Raw genomic sequence first — 18,385 nt, forward strand, 5'->3', positions numbered from 1 at the left:
TAACTCCTTGCCTAAAGGACTGAATCAGCCTTGTTTTTTGGTTACAGTTTCGACGATGTGCGACGGAGCTGTATTGTATTTTTTGAATTCCATAGAGTAGCTTGCGCGCCCCTGGGACATCGAACGAACGTCGGTCGCATAACCGAACATCTCGCCCAACGGAACTTCAGCACGGATCACCTTGCCGGAGACCGTGTCTTCCATACCCAGAATCATACCGCGACGACGGTTAAGGTCGCCCATCACGTCACCCATATAGTCTTCAGGCGTAACAACCTCTACCGCCATGATCGGCTCGAGCAACTCACCACCGCCCTTCTGGGCCAGTTGCTTGGTCGCCATGGAAGCAGCCACCTTAAACGCCATCTCGTTCGAGTCGACGTCGTGGTAAGAACCATCAAACACGGTAGCCTTCAGGCCGATCAGCGGATAGCCGGCAACTACGCCGTTCTTCATCTGCTCTTCGATACCCTTCTGGATAGCCGGGATGTATTCCTTAGGAACCACACCACCCACTACTTCGTTCACGAATTGCAGACCTTCCTGACCTTCGTCAGCAGGAGCAAAACGGATCCAGCAATGGCCGAACTGGCCACGACCGCCGGACTGACGAACGAACTTGCCTTCGATTTCGCAATTCTTCGTGATGCGCTCACGATACGAAACCTGAGGCTTGCCGATGTTGGCTTCGACGTTGAACTCACGGCGCATCCGGTCAACCAGGATGTCCAGGTGCAACTCGCCCATGCCAGAGATGATCGTTTGACCAGTCTCTTCATCAGTCTTGACGCGGAAAGACGGGTCTTCCTGAGCAAGTTTGCCCAGAGCGATACCCATTTTTTCCTGGTCATCCTTGGTCTTAGGCTCAACGGCAACCGAAATAACCGGCTCCGGGAAGTCCATGCGAACCAGGATGATTGGCTTGTCAGCGTTGCACAAGGTTTCACCAGTGGTGACGTCCTTCATGCCGATCAGGGCCGCGATGTCACCAGCGCGTACTTCCTTGATCTCTTCGCGGGCGTTTGCGTGCATCTGCACCATACGGCCCACGCGCTCTTTCTTGCCTTTGACCGAGTTGATCACGCCGTCGCCGGAGGCCAACACGCCCGAGTAAACACGGACGAAAGTCAAGGTACCCACGAATGGGTCGGTAGCGATCTTGAACGCCAGAGCCGAGAACGGCTCGTTGTCGTCTGCATGACGCTCCATCTGCTTTTCCTCGTCATCCGGGTCAGTACCCTTGATGGCAGGAATGTCGGTTGGAGCCGGCAGGTAGTCGATAACGGCGTCGAGAACCAGGGGAACACCCTTGTTCTTGAAGGAAGAACCGCAAACAGCCAGAACGATCTCACCAGCGATAGTACGCTGACGCAGAGCACCCTTGATTTCCTCGATGGTGAGTTCTTCACCTTCAAGGTACTTGTTCATCAGCTCTTCGCTGGCTTCGGCCGCAGCCTCAACCATGTTGTTGCGCCACTCTTCAGCCAGTTCCTGCAATTCAGCAGGGATAGCTTCACGACGAGGAGTCATACCCTTGTCGGCATCGTTCCAGTAAACCGCTTCCATGGTCATCAGATCGATCTGACCCTGGAAGTTGTCTTCGGAACCGATAGCCAGCTGGATAGGCACCGGAGTGTGACCCAGACGCTGCTTGATCTGAGCGATCACACGCAGGAAGTTCGCACCGGCACGGTCCATCTTGTTCACGTAAACGATACGTGGAACACCGTACTTGTTGGCTTGACGCCATACGGTTTCGGACTGCGGCTCAACGCCGGAAGTACCGCAGAACACAACGACCGCGCCGTCGAGTACGCGCAGGGAACGTTCAACTTCAATAGTGAAGTCTACGTGGCCCGGGGTATCGATGACGTTGAAACGGTACTGGTCCTTGTGCTGCTTCGCAGAACCCTGCCAGAAGGCGGTAATGGCAGCAGAAGTAATGGTAATACCACGCTCCTGCTCCTGCACCATCCAGTCTGTGGTCGCGGCGCCGTCATGCACCTCGCCCATTTTGTGACTTTTGCCAGTGTAAAAAAGGACGCGCTCAGTGGTGGTGGTTTTACCAGCATCCACGTGTGCAACGATACCAATGTTACGGTAGCGATTAATCGGTGTTGTACGAGCCATAAAGCCCTCGCAAAATGAGTGACGCTAAAATTAGAAGCGGTAGTGCGAGAAAGCCTTGTTGGCTTCAGCCATACGGTGAACGTCTTCACGCTTCTTAACTGCAGCACCTTTACCTTCGGCAGCGTCCAACAGTTCGCCAGCCAAACGCAGAGCCATAGACTTCTCGCCGCGCTTGCGGGCGTAGTCTACCAACCAGCGCATTGCCAGAGCGTTACGACGGGAAGGACGAACCTCGACCGGAACCTGGTAAGTAGCACCACCAACGCGGCGCGACTTCACTTCGACCAGCGGAGCGATGGCGTCGAGTGCTTTTTCGAAGAGTTCCAGGGGATCGGTGCCGGCCTTACGAGCCTTCACGGTATCCAGGGCACCATAAACGATACGCTCGGCAACGGCTTTCTTGCCGCTTTCCATTACGTGGTTCATGAATTTGGCGAGGATTTGGCTTCCGTATTTCGGATCGTCCAGAATCTCACGCTTGGCTGCTACGCGACGTCTTGGCATTGATAAGCCCTCAAACGGTCTTCAGGTTAGCCCGGGACAGCTCCTATGGATGCGTGCCCGACCTTACTCTTATCGACTCAATAAAATTAAAAACTGCAAAACGGCCGATTACTTCGGACGCTTGGTACCGTACTTCGAACGACCCTGGTTACGACCTTTAACACCGGAAGTATCCAACGAACCGCGAACGGTGTGGTAACGAACACCTGGCAAGTCTTTTACACGACCGCCGCGGATCAGTACCACGCTGTGCTCTTGCAGGTTGTGGCCTTCACCGCCGATGTACGAGGAAACCTCGAAACCGTTGGTCAGACGCACACGGCATACTTTACGCAGTGCCGAGTTAGGTTTTTTCGGCGTGGTGGTGTACACACGGGTGCACACGCCACGGCGTTGCGGGCAGTTCTGCAGCGCAGGCACGTCGGATTTCTCGACGATACGCTTACGCGGCTGACGTACCAGCTGGTTGATAGTTGCCATCTACTAGCTCCACTGTTGTCTTGCGACGCTATTGTCTTGCAAGAAAAGCAAAATGGCAGGAACGAGTTCCCGCCAAATTTAGGGGTACAAGAGTCTAAAGAGGATCTTGTCCCCAGTCAAGGCAAGGCCCCGCCCTCCCCGCTCATCCAATCTCGACAAATTGTCTCGATTCGATGAACGGAGCGACCAGGGCCTCACACTCATTTACCGCAGAACTCAGTTACCGCTCGAGTTCAGCGCTTCGGTCAGTGCAGCTTCCACTTCACTGGCGCTTACGCGCAACGGCTTGTCTGCTTCACGGCGGCGCTTACGCTCGCTGTGATAAGCCAGGCCGGTACCGGCCGGGATCAGACGACCCACGACCACGTTTTCTTTCAGGCCGCGCAGGTAATCGCGCTTGCCGGTTACCGCCGCTTCAGTCAGTACGCGAGTGGTTTCCTGGAAGGAAGCCGCCGAGATGAACGATTCGGTGGACAACGACGCCTTGGTGATACCCAGCAGAACGCGAGTGAACTTGGAGACAAACTTGTCTTCGCCGCTCAGACGCTCGTTCTCTACCAGTACATGAGTCAATTCCATCTGGTCGCCCTTGATGAAACTGGAATCGCCGGATTCAGCGATCTCAACTTTACGCAGCATCTGACGCAGGATGGTCTCGATGTGCTTGTCGTTGATCTTCACGCCTTGCAGACGGTAAACGTCCTGGATCTCGTTAACGATGTACTTGGCCAGCGCACTCACACCCAGCAGACGCAGGATGTCGTGTGGATCGCTCGGACCGTCGGAGATAACTTCGCCGCGGTTTACCTGTTCGCCTTCGAACACGTTCAGGTGACGCCACTTCGGAATCAGCTCTTCGTACGGATCGGTACCGTCGTTCGGGGTGATGACCAGACGGCGCTTGCCTTTGGTCTCTTTACCGAACGCGATGGTGCCGCTGACTTCAGCCAGAATCGACGCTTCTTTCGGACGACGGGCTTCGAACAAGTCGGCAACACGCGGCAGACCACCGGTAATGTCGCGAGTTTTCGAAGTCTCTTGCGGGATACGAGCGATAACATCACCGATCGCGATCTTCGCACCATCCGCCACACCGACCAGGGCGTTGGCTGGCAGGAAGTACTGAGCGATAACGTCAGTGCCTGGCAGCAACAGATCCTTGCCGTTGTCGTCGACCATCTTCACGGCAGGACGGATGTCCTTACCGGCAGCTGGACGATCTTTGGCGTCAAGTACTTCAATGTTGGTCATACCGGTCAATTCGTCAGTCTGACGCTTGATCGTGATGCCTTCTTCCATGCCCACGTAGGTCACGGTACCTTTCATTTCGGTAACGATTGGGTGAGTGTGCGGATCCCACTTGGCCACGATAGCGCCAGCTTCGACCTTGTCACCTTCTTTAACCGAAATCACGGCACCGTACGGCAGCTTGTAACGCTCGCGCTCACGACCGAAGTCGTCAGCGATCGCCAACTCACCGGAACGGGACACAGCAACCAGGCAACCATCCACTCGCTCAACGTGCTTCAGGTTATGCAGACGGACGGTACCGCCATTCTTCACCTGAACGCTGTCGGCTGCGGAGGTCCGGCTTGCCGCACCACCGATGTGGAACGTACGCATGGTCAGCTGGGTACCCGGCTCACCGATGGACTGGGCAGCGATAACGCCGACCGCTTCACCGATGTTCACCTGGTGACCACGAGCCAGATCGCGGCCGTAGCACTTGGCGCAAATACCGAAGCGGGTTTCGCAGCTGATCGGCGAACGCACGATCACTTCGTCGATGCTGTTCAGCTCGATGAACTCGACCCACTTCTCGTCTACCAGGGTGCCGGCAGGAACGATGACGTCCTCGGTACCTGGCTTGAATACGTCACGGGCGATAACTCGACCCAATACGCGCTCACCCAACGGCTCTACAACGTCACCGCCTTCAATGTGCGGAGTCATCAGCAGACCGTGTTCGGTGCCGCAATCGATCTCGGTTACAACCAGATCTTGTGCAACGTCTACCAGACGACGAGTCAGGTAACCGGAGTTAGCGGTTTTCAACGCAGTATCCGCAAGACCCTTACGAGCACCGTGAGTGGAGATGAAGTACTGAAGTACGCTCAAACCTTCACGGAAGTTCGCAGTAATCGGCGTTTCAATGATGGAACCGTCCGGCTTGGCCATCAGGCCACGCATACCGGCCAGTTGACGAATCTGTGCTGCGGAACCCCGCGCACCCGAGTCAGCCATCATGTACATCGAGTTGAAAGACTCTTGGTCGACTTCGTTGCCGTGACGGTCGATGACTTTCTCTTTCGAGAGGTTGGCCATCATCGCCTTGGAGACTTCGTCGTTCGCTTTCGACCAAAGGTCGATCACTTTGTTGTACTTCTCGCCCTGGGTTACCAGGCCGGAGGCGTACTGGCTTTCGATCTCTTTCACTTCATCAGTAGCAGCATTGATGATTCGGGCTTTTTCATCCGGGATAACGAAGTCGTTAACACCGATGGAAACGCCGGAAATGGTCGAATAAGCAAAACCGGTGTACATCAACTGGTCAGCGAAGATCACAGTCTCTTTCAAACCAACCACGCGATAGCACTGGTTGATCAGCTTGGAGATCGCCTTTTTCTTCATCGGCAGGTTGACGACGTCGTACGACAGACCTTTTGGCACAACCTGGAACAACAGAGCACGGCCGACAGTGGTGTCGACGATACGGGTGTTGCTCACGCTGCCGCCATCACGGTCGTTGACGGTTTCGTTGATCCGCACCTTGACCTTGGCGTGCAGTGCGGCTTCGCCGGCACGGAACACACGGTCAACTTCCTGCAGATCCGCGAACACACGACCTTCGCCCTTGGCGTTGATCGCTTCACGCGTCATGTAGTACAGACCCAATACAACGTCCTGCGACGGAACGATGATTGGCTCACCGTTGGCTGGCGACAGAATGTTGTTGGTCGACATCATCAACGCACGCGCTTCGAGCTGGGCTTCCAGCGTCAGCGGTACGTGCACGGCCATTTGGTCGCCGTCGAAGTCGGCGTTGTACGCAGCACAGACCAGAGGGTGCAGCTGGATAGCCTTACCTTCGATCAGTACCGGTTCAAACGCCTGGATACCCAGACGGTGAAGGGTCGGTGCACGGTTCAGGAGAACCGGGTGTTCACGGATCACTTCAGCGAGAACGTCCCAAACCTCAGGCAACTCGCGCTCGACCATCTTCTTGGCAGCCTTGATGGTGGTAGCCAGACCACGCATTTCCAGCTTGCCGAAAATGAACGGCTTGAACAGCTCGAGAGCCATTTTCTTCGGCAGGCCGCACTGGTGCAGACGCAGGGTCGGACCTACGGTAATTACCGAACGACCGGAGTAGTCAACACGCTTACCGAGCAAGTTCTGACGGAAACGACCTTGTTTACCCTTGATCATGTCAGCCAGGGATTTCAGAGGACGCTTGTTGGAACCGGTGATAGCGCGGCCACGACGACCGTTGTCGAGCAGTGCGTCGACAGCTTCCTGCAACATACGCTTTTCGTTGCGCACGATGATGTCCGGAGCGGACAGATCAAGCAGGCGCTTCAAGCGGTTGTTACGGTTGATCACTCGACGATACAGATCGTTGAGGTCGGAAGTCGCGAAGCGACCGCCATCCAGCGGGACCAGTGGACGCAGATCTGGCGGCAGAACCGGCAGAACGGTCAGCACCATCCACTCTGGCAGGTTGCCGGAACCCTGGAAGGCTTCCATCAACTTCAGACGCTTGGACAGCTTCTTGATCTTGGTTTCGGAGTTGGTTTGCGGAATCTCTTCACGCAGACGACCAATCTCGTGTTCCAGGTCGATAGCGTGCAGCAGTTCGCGGACAGCTTCGGCACCCATGCGGGCATCGAAATCGTCGCCGAACTCTTCCAGCGCTTCGAAGTACTGCTCGTCGTTCAGCAGCTGACCTTTTTCAAGGGTGGTCATGCCTGGATCGATAACGACGTAGCTCTCGAAGTAGAGAACGCGTTCGATATCACGCAGGGTCATGTCCATCAGCAAGCCGATACGCGACGGCAGCGATTTCAGGAACCAGATGTGGGCAACTGGCGAGGCCAGTTCGATGTGCGCCATGCGCTCACGACGAACTTTTGCCAGCGCGACTTCAACGCCGCACTTCTCGCAGATCACACCACGGTGCTTCAAGCGCTTGTACTTACCGCACAGGCACTCGTAATCCTTTACCGGGCCAAAGATCTTGGCGCAGAACAGGCCGTCACGCTCAGGCTTGAACGTACGGTAGTTGATGGTTTCCGGCTTTTTAACTTCACCGAACGACCACGAACGGATCATCTCAGGCGATGCCAATCCGATACGGATGGCGTCGAACTCTTCGACTTGACCCTGGTTTTTCAGCAAATTCAGTAGGTCTTTCAAGGCCTTTCCTCCTGGCGGAGCAGAGAGCGGGCAATCCTGCCCCGCTCTCGATTCGCGTCACGTGTTATTCGGTTTCCAGATCGATATCGATGCCGAGGGAACGAATTTCCTTGATCAACACGTTGAAGGACTCGGGCATGCCCGGCTCCATACGGTGATCGCCATCCACGATGTTTTTGTACATCTTGGTACGGCCGTTCACATCGTCCGACTTCACTGTGAGCATTTCTTGCAGAGTGTAAGCGGCACCGTATGCTTCCAGTGCCCAGACCTCCATCTCCCCGAAACGCTGACCACCGAACTGCGCCTTACCACCCAGCGGCTGCTGGGTAACCAGGCTGTACGAACCGGTAGAACGAGCGTGCATCTTGTCGTCTACCAAGTGGTTCAGCTTCAGCATGTACATGTAGCCAACGGTAACCGGGCGCTCGAACTTGTTGCCGGTACGGCCGTCGGTCAGCTGCATCTGGCCGCTTTCTGGCAGGTCTGCCAGTTTCAGCATGGCCTTGATTTCGCTTTCCTTGGCACCGTCGAACACTGGAGTGGCCATTGGAACGCCGCCACGCAGGTTTTGAGCCAGATCCAGGATTTCCTGGTCCGAGAAGTCATCGAGGCTTTCCTGACGACCGCCGATCTCGTTATAGATCTCGTGCAGGAACTTGCGCAGCTCGGCAACTTTGCGCTGCTCTTCAATCATGCGGTTGATCTTCTCGCCCAGACCTTTGGCCGCGAGGCCCAGGTGGGTTTCAAGGATCTGACCGACGTTCATACGCGAAGGTACGCCCAACGGGTTGAGGACGACGTCTACCGGGGTGCCATTGGCATCGTGCGGCATGTCTTCAACCGGCATGATCACGGAGACCACACCCTTGTTACCGTGACGACCGGCCATCTTGTCGCCCGGCTGGATGCGACGACGGATTGCCAGGTAGACCTTGACGATTTTCAGCACGCCTGGAGCCAGGTCATCGCCCTGCTGCAGTTTGCGCTTCTTGTCTTCGAACTTGTCGTCCAGCAGACGGCGACGATCAACGATGTAGGCCTGAGCCTTCTCGAGCTGCTCGTTCAGAGCATCTTCAGCCATGCGCAGTTTGAACCACTGGCCGTGCTCGAGACCGTCGAGAACTTCGTCGGTGATGTCCTGGCCTTTCTTCAGACCGGCGCCGCCTTCGGCTTTATGGCCGACCAGAGCGGAACGCAGACGTTCGAAAGTAGCACCTTCAACGATGCGGAACTCTTCGTTCAGGTCCTTGCGGATCTCGTCCAGCTGGGACTTCTCGATCGACAGGGCACGAGCATCACGCTCAACGCCGTCGCGGGTGAAGACCTGTACGTCGATGACAGTACCTTTGGTACCGGTAGGTACACGCAGGGAGGTGTCTTTAACGTCGCTGGCTTTTTCACCGAAGATCGCACGCAGCAGTTTTTCTTCCGGAGTCAGTTGGGTCTCGCCTTTCGGAGTGACCTTACCGACCAGGATGTCGCCTGCGCCAACTTCGGCACCTACGTAAACGATACCGGCTTCGTCCAGCTTGTTCAGTGCCGCTTCACCCACGTTCGGGATGTCGGCAGTGATTTCCTCTGGGCCAAGCTTGGTGTCACGGGCCACACAGGTCAGTTCCTGGATGTGGATCGTGGTGAAGCGGTCTTCCTGAACAACACGCTCGGAAAGGCAGATGGAGTCTTCGAAGTTGAAGCCGTTCCATGCCATGAACGCGATGCGCATGTTCTGACCCAGTGCCAGTTCACCCATGTCGGTGGACGGGCCGTCGGCCATGATGTCGCTACGCTGCACCCGATCACCCTTACGCACCAGCGGACGCTGGTTGATGCAGGTGTTCTGGTTGGAGCGGGTGTATTTGGTCAGGTTGTAGATGTCGACACCAGCTTCGCCGGTTTCAACTTCGTCATCGGCAACACGAACCACGATACGGCTGGCGTCGACGGAGTCGATCACGCCGCCACGACGAGCCACGACGCAAACGCCGGAGTCACGGGCTACGTTACGCTCCATGCCGGTACCTACCAGCGGCTTGTCAGCGCGCAGGGTTGGTACAGCTTGACGCTGCATGTTCGAACCCATCAACGCACGGTTGGCGTCGTCGTGCTCGAGGAACGGAATCAGCGACGCAGCAACCGAAACTACCTGCTTCGGCGATACGTCCATCAAGGTGACGTCTTCCGGCGCCTTGACGGTGAATTCGTTCAAGTGACGAACAGCTACCAGTTCGTCGATCAGGACTTTCTTGTCGTTCATCGTGGCCGAGGCCTGAGCGATCACGTGATCAGCTTCTTCGATAGCGGACAGGAACACGATCTCGTCGGTGACCAGAGCGTCTTTCACCACACGGTACGGGCTCTCGAGGAAGCCGTACTGGTTGGTGCGCGCATAAGCGGCCAGGGAGTTGATCAGACCGATGTTCGGACCTTCCGGCGTTTCGATCGGGCAAACACGACCGTAGTGCGTCGGGTGTACGTCACGAACTTCGAAGCCGGCACGCTCACGAGTCAGACCGCCAGGGCCGAGTGCAGAAACACGACGCTTGTGGGTGATCTCGGACAGCGGGTTGTTCTGGTCCATGAACTGGGACAGCTGGCTGGAACCGAAGAACTCTTTCACCGCCGCAGCCACTGGCTTGGCGTTGATCAGGTCTTGCGGCATCAGGCCTTCGCTTTCAGCCATCGACAGGCGCTCTTTGACCGCACGCTCAACACGTACCAGGCCAACGCGGAACTGGTTCTCGGCCATTTCGCCTACGCAGCGAACACGACGGTTACCCAGGTGGTCGATGTCATCGACGATGCCTTTACCGTTGCGGATGTCGACCAGGGTCTTCAGTACCGCGACGATGTCTTCCTTGCACAGCACGCCCGAACCTTCGATCTCGGTACGACCGATACGACGGTTGAACTTCATCCGGCCGACCGCAGACAGGTCATAGCGCTCAGGGCTGAAGAACAGGTTGTTGAACAGGGTCTCGGCAGCGTCTTTGGTTGGCGGCTCGCCAGGACGCATCATGCGATAGATCTCGACCAGCGCTTCCAGTTGGTTGCTGGTGGAGTCGATCTTCAGGGTGTCGGAGACGAACGGACCGCAGTCGATATCGTTGGTGTACAGAGTTTCGATGCGAACAACCTGAGCCTTGGCGATTTTGGCCAGGATCTCGGTGTTCAGCTCGGTGTTGCACTCTGCCAGGATTTCGCCGGTTGCCGGATGCACGATGACCTTGGCGGTTGTACGACCCAGGACGTAGTCCAGAGGCACATCCAGCTCTTTGATCCCGGCTTTTTCCAGCTGGTTGATGTGGCGAGCAGTGATACGACGACCTTGCTCGACAATAACCTTGCCTTTGTCATCCAGAATATCGAGGACGGCGATTTCACCGCGCAGGCGCTGAGGCACCAGTTCCAGGCTCAGGGTCTCGCCCTTCACGTGGAATACGTTGGTGGTGTAGAACGCGTCCAGCACTTCTTCAGTGGTATAACCCAGCGCGCGCAGCAGTACCGAGGCAGGTAGCTTGCGACGACGGTCGATACGCACGAACACGCAGTCTTTCGGGTCGAACTCGAAGTCCAGCCACGAACCGCGGTAAGGAATGATGCGTGCGGAGTACAGCAGTTTACCGGAGCTGTGCGTCTTGCCACGGTCGTGGTCGAAGAACACGCCCGGGGAACGGTGCAGCTGGGAAACGATTACACGCTCGGTACCGTTGATTACGAAGGTACCGTTTTCAGTCATCAGGGGGATTTCACCCATGTAGACTTCTTGCTCTTTGATGTCCTTGATCGCTTTGTTCGACGATTCTTTGTCGAAAATGATCAGGCGCACTTTTACCCGCAAAGGTACGGCGTAAGTTACACCGCGCAATACGCATTCTTTGACATCAAATGCCGGTTCGCCCAAGCGATAACCGACGTACTCCAGCGCAGCATTGCCGGAGTAGCTGATGATCGGGAAAACGGATTTGAAGGCCGCATGCAGGCCCACGTCGCGGAACTGATCTTTAGTCGCTCCCGCTTGCAAGAATTCACGATACGAATCCAGCTGGATGGCCAGAAGGTACGGCACATCCATGACGTCCGGCAACTTGCTAAAGTCCTTGCGGATACGTTTTTTCTCAGTATATGAGTAAGCCATCAGCGTTCCCCAGCTTGGTCACCTGCTTGTTTGGCCCCTCCCGACGGGAGCAGCCAGAAAATCGTGCAAACCCCATGGTTTGCGCCACCGCATCGGGTGGTTACAGCACGTTATCGGCACCGACCGAATCGGCTGCCAGTAACGGAAAAAGGCCGGTGGCAAGAGCCACCAGCCATCAGCCTGTCGCTTAACGCTCGGGCTGGAGGAGCAAAGTCGATGCTTACTTCAGCTCGACTTTAGCGCCTGCTTCTTCCAGAGTTGCTTTGGCTTTGTCGCCTGCATCTTTGGTCACTGCTTCCAGAACCATGGCAGGAGCACCGTCAACGACAGCCTTGGCTTCTTTCAGGCCCAGACCGGTCAGTTCACGTACTGCCTTGATCACGTTAACTTTCTTCTCGCCAGCTTCCAGCAGCATGACGTTGAATTCAGTTTGCTCTTCAACAACAGCGGCAGCAGCAGCTGGACCAGCCGAAGCAGCAGCAGCGGTAACGCCGAATTTTTCTTCGAAAGCTTTGATCAGCTCAACAACTTCCATTACGGACATGTTGCCAACTGCTTCAAGGATATCGTTCTGAGAGATAGACATGAATCTAATTCCTGATATTGGGGACGGCCTACGCGACCATCGAAAAAAACAAAAAACGCGAGAAGTTGACGAGCCTTAGGCTGCAGCAGCTTCTTTCTGGTCGCGAATTGCCGCCAGAGTACGAGCCAATTTGCTGGTAGCGCCTTGAATCACGCTCATCAGCTGAGAAATTGCTTCGTCACGGGTCGGCAGAGTTGCCAGTACGTCGATTTGGTTAGCTGCGAGGAACTTGCCCTCGAACGCAGCTGCCTTGATCTCGAACTTGTCCTGACCCTTTGCGAATTCCTTGAAGATCCGGGCAGCAGCGCCTGGATGTTCTTTGGAGAACGCAATCAGGGTAGGGCCAGTGAACACGTCGTTGAGGACACTGAATTCAGTGTCAGCAACAGCGCGCTTGAGCAGGGTGTTACGTACAACACGTACGTAAACGCCAGCTTCACGAGCCTCTTTACGGAGTCCGGTCATCGCGCCTACTGTTACGCCACGGGCATCAGCCACGACAGCGGACAGAGCGACTTTGGCAGCCTCGTTGACTTCAGCGACGATGGCCTTCTTGTCTTCGAGTTTAATTGCCACGGGTTTAACTCCTGCTTGTTACCGTTTCATCTGGTCGAAACCGGATGTCGTTTTGGTGTCTGATTCGGTAAGGAACCGGGAGCACCATCTGCGTAGGCTTGTGGTTTAAGACTTGCGTCGCCTACGGTCTTGGATAGCCCCCGCCAGGCAGGGACCCCAATTTTTCAATTGGCGCGATCGCTCGCGCCAATCTGTGTCTTACGCGTCGAGCGAGCTTTGGTCGATGACCAGACCTGGGCCCATAGTGGTGCTCAGGGTAACGCGCTTGACGTAAATGCCTTTCGAGGAAGCTGGCTTGATACGCTTCAGATCAGCGATCAGGGCTTCAACGTTTTCCTTCAGCTTGACGGCGTCGAAGCCGATCTTGCCAACGGAAGTGTGGATGATGCCGTTTTTGTCGGTGCGATAACGAACCTGACCAGCCTTGGCGTTTTTAACCGCGGTAGCTACGTCTGGAGTTACGGTGCCGACTTTAGGGTTAGGCATCAGGCCACGTGGACCGAGGATCTGACCCAACTGACCTACAACGCGCATTGCATCCGGGGATGCGATCACTACGTCATAGTTCAGGTCGCCGCCTTTCATTTCGGCAGCCAGGTCGTCCATGCCTACGCGGTCAGCGCCGGCAGCCAGAGCGGCTTCAGCAGCTGGACCCTGGGTGAACACAGCAACGCGAACGGTCTTGCCAGTGCCGTGTGGCAGCACAGTAGCGCTACGAACGACCTGGTCGGATTTACGCGGGTCAACACCCAGGTTTACAGCTACGTCGAACGACTCGCTGAACTTGACAGTCGACAGCTCAGCCAGCAGGGCAGCGGCGTCTACAAAGTTGTAGGCCTTGCCTGCTTCGATTTTGCCGGCGATAGCCTTTTGACGCTTGGTCAGCTTAGCCATTACACACCCTCCACGTTAAGGCCCATGCTACGAGCAGAACCGGCGATAGTACGCACGGCTGCTTCCATATCAGCTGCAGTCAGATCCGCGTTTTTGGTTTTCGCGATTTCTTCCAGCTGAGCACGAGTCACGGTGCCAACCTTAACGGTGTTCGGACGAGCGGAACCGCTGGTCAGACCGGCCGCCTTCTTCAGCAGAACCGAAGCAGGGGTGGATTTGGTTTCGAAAGTGAAGCTACGGTCGCTGTAGACAGTGATGATCACTGGAGTCGGCAGACCTGGCTCAAGACCCTGAGTACGGGCGTTGAAAGCCTTGCAGAATTCCATGATGTTCACGCCGTGCTGACCCAGAGCAGGACCAACAGGTGGGCTTGGGTTAGCCTGAGCGGCCTTCACTTGCAGCTTGATGTAAGCGGTAATCTTCTTGGCCATGAGGCACTCCAATTACGGGTTCGAACGCCTCGAGAGGCTCCCCGGTTACTTGCGCGTTTATCCCAGTGACGACAAAACCCCACAGCCTACGGCTGCGGGGTTGGGATTTTTGTTCAACTAGACCTTTTCGACCTGGCTGAACTCGAGCTCCACCGGAGTAGAGCGACCGAAAATGAGCACTGCGACCTGGATCCGGCTCTTTTCGTAGTTAACTTCTTCAACAACACCGGTAAAGTCTGCGAACGGACCATCATTGACACGCACCGACTCACCCGGCTCGAACAACGTCTTCGGCTTCGGCTTGTCGCTGCCATCGGCAACGCGGCGCAGAATCGCTTCTGCTTCTTTATCGGTGATTGGCGCAGGCTTATCGGCAGTACCACCAATGAAACCCATCACCCGAGGAGTATCCTTGACCAAGTGCCAAGTACCCTCGTTCATATCCATCTGCACCAGCACATAGCCAGGGAAGAATTTGCGTTCGCTTTTGCGCTTCTGGCCATTGCGCATTTCAACCACTTCTTCAGTGGGAACCAGAATCTCGCCGAAGCCATCTTCCATACCGGCCAGCTTTACGCGCTCGATCAGCGAGCGCATTACATGCTTCTCGTAACCGGAGTAAGCATGCACAACATACCAACGCTTAGCCACGGGACACCCTTAGCCGACGATCAAGGAAACAAGCCAGCCGAGCAGGGAATCAAGCCCCCACAACAGCAACGCCATAACCAGGACAACAGCCACAACGATCAACGTGGTCTGCGTGGTTTCTTGGCGAGTTGGCCAAACGACTTTACGAATTTCGGTGCGCGCTTCCTTAACCAGTACAAAGAAAGACTTGCCCTTGACCGTCTGCAGGCCTACAAAGGCAGCTACGGCAGCAATAGCAAGCAATGCGAGTACGCGGTACAGGATCGGCGAAGCAGAAAAGTACTGATTGCCAACAACGCCAACAACCACCAGAACGACTACTACAAGCCACTTGAGGAGGTCGAAACGAGAGCCTTGAGCTTCAGCTTTAGGAGTCATCTATGAAGATCCTGTGAAAAGAAAGCCAGACACACCGAGTGAATCTGGCAGGTCAGGAGGGAATCGAACCCCCAACCTACGGTTTTGGAGACCGTCGCTCTGCCAATTGAGCTACTGACCTAAAACAAAATCAGGCCGACCATTATGCCGACCCGAAAAAGACTTTACAACACTTACCAGGCAACCTTGGCTGCAACACCGGCATTCATGACACCAGCAACCTTCAGAAACACAATCAGGCGCAACCACTACCACCTAAAACAAAGGCAGATATTTTCATATCTGCCTTGTTATATGGAGCTCTTGAGCGGATTTGAACCGCTGACCTCACCCTTACCAAGGGTGTGCTCTACCAACTGAGCTACAAGAGCGTAACACTTTGCAAAACCTGTAAACTTGGAGCGGGTAGCGGGAATCGAACCCGCATCATCAGCTTGGAAGGCTGAGGTTCTACCACTAAACTATACCCGCGAGGCTTACAGCTCTCGCTAAAAATGGTGGAGGGGGAAGGATTCGAACCTTCGAAGTCGTAGACGTCAGATTTACAGTCTGATCCCTTTGGCCGCTCGGGAACCCCTCCTAAGCGAGCCGGCATTCTACATCATGCCAGCCTTCTGTCAAGCATTTTTCTCATTAAAAACCTGAGCTTAGCTGCGTTGACCTCGCTTCACACCGTTAACCGTTTCCGGTGTTCGCTGTGGAGCGGGCGCCATTCTATGCAAACTATTCGGTGGGTGCAACCCCCTCGCACGGCATTATTTTATGTTTTAACTCATTGAATTCTTTAGAAAGGTTTTGCAGCTGCAAATCGTCCAGCCAACGCCGGCTTTCCGGTGCGATACGCACCCAATACCCTGCCCCTTCTGTCGCAGCTTTCGGCAGGGACTGATACTTGACCTCCATCCCGCTCAAACGACGCTCAACCGCCTGCGCGGCCTCCTGGCGCGTATAGCCGCCCAGATAAAGGCAGCCATTGTCTGTCGAGACAGCCTTACCCTTGTCTTTGGAGACGTCACTTGCCTCGCTCAACAAGCGGATATCTTGTTGAGCCCCGCGATACAGACTCAAAGGCGTGACATCCTTCGCGCGCAGAGGAGCCTCTTGTTGATGCCAAATGTAGTAGAAGCCATTGAGGACAAGCAGCAGCAGAAACAACCAACGCATAAAAACCTCAGGACAAGGGACAGGCCATGGCCAATCCGACGAACACCAAGTCCGGAACTACCCTGGCCTGAGGCACGACCTCAGAAACCAGGCTCGCATCTCCCCCGGTGAGAAACACGACAAAGCCCTCACCCCAGTAGGTGCGCGCCAACTCGAGCTGAGTCAATACGAAGCCGCGCAACATCAACAAACAGCCACGCTCTACAGCCTCAACAGTCGCGCGACCTGGAACAAGATTCTCCAGAGCCTGCTCAGCCGCCAGGTCCCCATAACGAATTTTGCGAGTGTGGGTGCGCAATTGGTTGCGCATCAACGGCATCCCCGGACAAATGAAACCACCCAAGTGCTCTCCATCCGCCGCGATAAAGTCAGCAGTCACGGCCGTACCGAAGTCGAGCACCAGGCACGCACCTGAAGCCAGATGAAAGCCTCCAAGCATTGCCAGCCACCGATCCAGACCCAGCCGCTCAAACTCCTCATACCCATTGCGCACGCCTGACATTTCGCGCGCAGGCGATGCGCACACAACCGGCACATCAAAGGCATCCCTCAGCAACGACGTCAGCGCAGCGGTTTCCTCCGCGGTCCTGACGCTCACCAGCCGGCAAAACGTAAGGGCAAGCCCTTTGAGCCTCCCCAACCCCTCAAGCAATGCGAGATTGGAATCGACAACCCCCTCACCAAGCACCTGCCCAGCATTAGCGGCAAGCACGCGCCACTTGATGAAACTATTCCCACAATCGAGCTCAAGAATCATCACGCAACCTCAGGCTCAATTCACCACCACTGAAGACTTTCTCCACACCATCCACCTTCAGGCGCAAGGCGCCTTGGCCATCAATACCAAGCACCTCACCATCAATTTGATTGACGCCGGCAATCAACGACACGCTTCGCCCCTGCCACAGGTGATTTTGCTCCCACTCTGACTGGATGGCCAAAAAACCACCCGCTTGGTGACGAGCGAGGTATCGCTGCAGCATCTCCCCCAGCACCGCAACCAATTGGTTGCGATCAAACAATTTGCCTGACTCGAGCCGCAGGGATGTCCATTGCTGGTCCACCTCGTCAGCGGACTGCATGTTCACATTGATTCCCACTCCCAGGACCACGTGGCACACATCAGCAGGATCACCAACCAACTCCAGCAATATTCCCGCGATTTTTTTCTGGCCTACAAGAACATCGTTAGGCCATTTCAATCCAGCGGCTGCAATACCGAGCTCACGCAACGCCTGCAAGACAGCGAGTCCAACGACGAGACTCAAGCCCTCCAACTGACGCATCCCACCATCAATGCGTAGCACGAGGCTGTAATAGACATTTTCTGCGAATGGACTGACCCACTTGCGACCACGTCGCCCGCGCCCGGCCGTCTGCCGCTCCGAAAGCACCACAAACGGTGCCGCTTGCCCCCGCTCGATAGCACGCAGTGCCTCGGCGTTCGTGGAGTCGATTGAGTCGTAAACCTGGACGGGCCAGGCGCAAGAATGCGCCTGAGCGCTTATCTCGGCAGGATCGAGCAGCGCTAATGGCGCGGACAATTGATAGCCGCGCCCACGAACTTTATGAATAGACAAACCCAGCTCAGCTTCCAAATGCTGAAGCTGCTTCCACACAGCACTACGACTGACGCCCAGGGCGGCGCCCAATGCTTGACCCGAATGGAATCGGCCATCTTTAAGAAGCTTTAACAACGTCAGCATGCAGGTCTCGCCTCACAATGAGGCCCGCATGATAGCCACGCATCGAGCGATTGCATAGAAATCCAGCAGCCGTGGCTTTCCTGCGGACAAAAACAAAACCCCTACCTGCATACGCAGATAGGGGTTTTGGAATTTAATCTTGACGATGACCTACTCTCACATGGGGAAACCCCACACTACCATCGGCGATGCATCGTTTCACTGCTGAGTTCGGGATGGGATCAGGTGGTTCCAATGCTCTATGGTCGTCAAGAAATTCGGGTACTGAGTCGTGACCAGATGGCCTCGCTTCAGCAAATTGGGTAGGTGATAGCTTTCGGTGTTTTGCGAG

General features: G+C 55.7%; 14 protein-coding genes, 4 tRNA genes and 1 rRNA gene. All 19 read right to left on the bottom strand.

The features are described 5' to 3' along the window. Window positions 1–24 precede the first annotated feature (24 nt). The 19 genes from fusA to rrf all read right to left on the bottom strand — a co-directional run bounded on the left by fusA (window position 25) and on the right by rrf (window position 18,307). A complete protein-coding gene (fusA, locus tag AC1D19_RS15350; protein ID WP_007994652.1) occupies window positions 25–2,130 on the bottom strand; it encodes an elongation factor G in 2,106 nt (701 codons plus the stop codon). A 30-nt stretch (window positions 2,131–2,160) separates the two neighbouring features. Next, window positions 2,161–2,634, bottom strand: coding sequence for a 30S ribosomal protein S7 (gene rpsG / locus AC1D19_RS15355; protein ID WP_007994653.1), 474 nt, complete (start codon window positions 2,632–2,634; stop codon window positions 2,161–2,163). Between the two features lie 108 nt (window positions 2,635–2,742). Continuing rightward, window positions 2,743–3,114, bottom strand: a complete 372-nt coding sequence (gene rpsL / locus AC1D19_RS15360; RefSeq protein ID WP_003186084.1) for a 30S ribosomal protein S12 — start codon at window positions 3,112–3,114, stop codon at window positions 2,743–2,745. 216 nt (window positions 3,115–3,330) lie between these two features. Beyond that, on the bottom strand, window positions 3,331–7,530 hold the full coding sequence (rpoC, locus tag AC1D19_RS15365) for a DNA-directed RNA polymerase subunit beta' (protein WP_347909400.1): 4,200 nt from the start codon (window positions 7,528–7,530) through the stop codon (window positions 3,331–3,333). Between the two features lie 64 nt (window positions 7,531–7,594). Then, window positions 7,595–11,668 carry a DNA-directed RNA polymerase subunit beta gene (gene rpoB, locus AC1D19_RS15370; RefSeq protein WP_108218341.1) on the bottom strand — a complete coding sequence of 1,358 codons (4,074 nt, stop codon included), beginning with the start codon at window positions 11,666–11,668 and terminating at the stop codon, window positions 7,595–7,597. Window positions 11,669–11,888: 220 nt separating this feature from the next. After that, window positions 11,889–12,254 (bottom strand): 50S ribosomal protein L7/L12, encoded by a 366-nt coding sequence (gene rplL / locus AC1D19_RS15375; RefSeq protein WP_108218340.1) that lies wholly within the window; start codon window positions 12,252–12,254, stop codon window positions 11,889–11,891. Between the two features lie 75 nt (window positions 12,255–12,329). Further along, on the bottom strand, window positions 12,330–12,830 hold the full coding sequence (gene rplJ, locus AC1D19_RS15380) for a 50S ribosomal protein L10 (protein ID WP_007970413.1): 501 nt from the start codon (window positions 12,828–12,830) through the stop codon (window positions 12,330–12,332). Window positions 12,831–13,028: 198 nt separating this feature from the next. Then, the gene (rplA, locus tag AC1D19_RS15385; RefSeq protein WP_003186095.1) at window positions 13,029–13,724 is read right to left on the bottom strand and encodes a 50S ribosomal protein L1; all 696 of its coding nucleotides are present in this window, start codon (window positions 13,722–13,724) and stop codon (window positions 13,029–13,031) included. After that, window positions 13,724–14,155, bottom strand: a complete 432-nt coding sequence (gene rplK / locus AC1D19_RS15390) for a 50S ribosomal protein L11 (RefSeq protein WP_007933726.1) — start codon at window positions 14,153–14,155, stop codon at window positions 13,724–13,726. The genes rplA and rplK overlap by 1 nt, the downstream gene beginning before the upstream one ends. A 117-nt stretch (window positions 14,156–14,272) precedes the next feature. After that, complete coding sequence (nusG, locus tag AC1D19_RS15395; RefSeq protein ID WP_007984405.1) at window positions 14,273–14,806, bottom strand: transcription termination/antitermination protein NusG; 534 nt, start codon at window positions 14,804–14,806, stop codon at window positions 14,273–14,275. Window positions 14,807–14,815: 9 nt separating this feature from the next. Continuing rightward, entirely contained in the window at window positions 14,816–15,184 is a 369-nt protein-coding gene (gene secE, locus AC1D19_RS15400; protein WP_046041610.1) for a preprotein translocase subunit SecE, read from the bottom strand. Between the two features lie 45 nt (window positions 15,185–15,229). Continuing rightward, window positions 15,230–15,305: transfer RNA gene (locus tag AC1D19_RS15405), tRNA-Trp, on the bottom strand. A 174-nt stretch (window positions 15,306–15,479) separates the two neighbouring features. Then, a tRNA-Thr gene (locus AC1D19_RS15410) sits at window positions 15,480–15,555 on the bottom strand. Window positions 15,556–15,581: 26 nt separating this feature from the next. Then, a tRNA-Gly gene (locus AC1D19_RS15415) sits at window positions 15,582–15,655 on the bottom strand. A gap of 24 nt (window positions 15,656–15,679) precedes the next feature. Continuing rightward, a tRNA-Tyr gene (locus AC1D19_RS15420) sits at window positions 15,680–15,764 on the bottom strand. A gap of 143 nt (window positions 15,765–15,907) precedes the next feature. Then, complete coding sequence (locus tag AC1D19_RS15425) at window positions 15,908–16,348, bottom strand: hypothetical protein (protein WP_477763707.1); 441 nt, start codon at window positions 16,346–16,348, stop codon at window positions 15,908–15,910. Between the two features lie 7 nt (window positions 16,349–16,355). After that, window positions 16,356–17,105, bottom strand: a complete 750-nt coding sequence (locus AC1D19_RS15430; RefSeq protein WP_477756580.1) for a pantothenate kinase — start codon at window positions 17,103–17,105, stop codon at window positions 16,356–16,358. Further along, entirely contained in the window at window positions 17,095–18,054 is a 960-nt protein-coding gene (gene birA / locus AC1D19_RS15435) for a bifunctional biotin--[acetyl-CoA-carboxylase] ligase/biotin operon repressor BirA (RefSeq protein ID WP_477763708.1), read from the bottom strand. The genes AC1D19_RS15430 and birA overlap by 11 nt, the downstream gene beginning before the upstream one ends. Before the next feature lie 137 nt (window positions 18,055–18,191). Continuing rightward, a 5S ribosomal RNA gene (rrf, locus tag AC1D19_RS15440) occupies window positions 18,192–18,307 on the bottom strand. Between the last annotated feature and the right edge of the window lie 78 nt (window positions 18,308–18,385).

Source organism: Pseudomonas sp. P1_C12, assembly GCF_056406435.1.

Coding starts and splice junctions, on each gene's coding strand:
- rplK (WP_007933726.1), bottom strand. CDS start 14,155: ATGGCCAAGAAGATTACCGCTTACATCAAGCTGCAAGTGAAGGCCGCT.
- rpsL (WP_003186084.1), bottom strand. CDS start 3,114: ATGGCAACTATCAACCAGCTGGTACGTCAGCCGCGTAAGCGTATCGTC.
- secE (WP_046041610.1), bottom strand. CDS start 15,184: ATGACTCCTAAAGCTGAAGCTCAAGGCTCTCGTTTCGACCTCCTCAAG.
- rpoB (WP_108218341.1), bottom strand. CDS start 11,668: ATGGCTTACTCATATACTGAGAAAAAACGTATCCGCAAGGACTTTAGC.
- birA (WP_477763708.1), bottom strand. CDS start 18,054: ATGCTGACGTTGTTAAAGCTTCTTAAAGATGGCCGATTCCATTCGGGT.
- AC1D19_RS15425 (WP_477763707.1), bottom strand. CDS start 16,348: ATGCGTTGGTTGTTTCTGCTGCTGCTTGTCCTCAATGGCTTCTACTAC.
- AC1D19_RS15430 (WP_477756580.1), bottom strand. CDS start 17,105: ATGATTCTTGAGCTCGATTGTGGGAATAGTTTCATCAAGTGGCGCGTG.
- rplL (WP_108218340.1), bottom strand. CDS start 12,254: ATGTCTATCTCTCAGAACGATATCCTTGAAGCAGTTGGCAACATGTCC.
- fusA (WP_007994652.1), bottom strand. CDS start 2,130: ATGGCTCGTACAACACCGATTAATCGCTACCGTAACATTGGTATCGTT.
- rpsG (WP_007994653.1), bottom strand. CDS start 2,634: ATGCCAAGACGTCGCGTAGCAGCCAAGCGTGAGATTCTGGACGATCCG.
- rplA (WP_003186095.1), bottom strand. CDS start 13,724: ATGGCTAAGCTGACCAAGCGTCAAAAGGCTATCGCCGGCAAAATCGAA.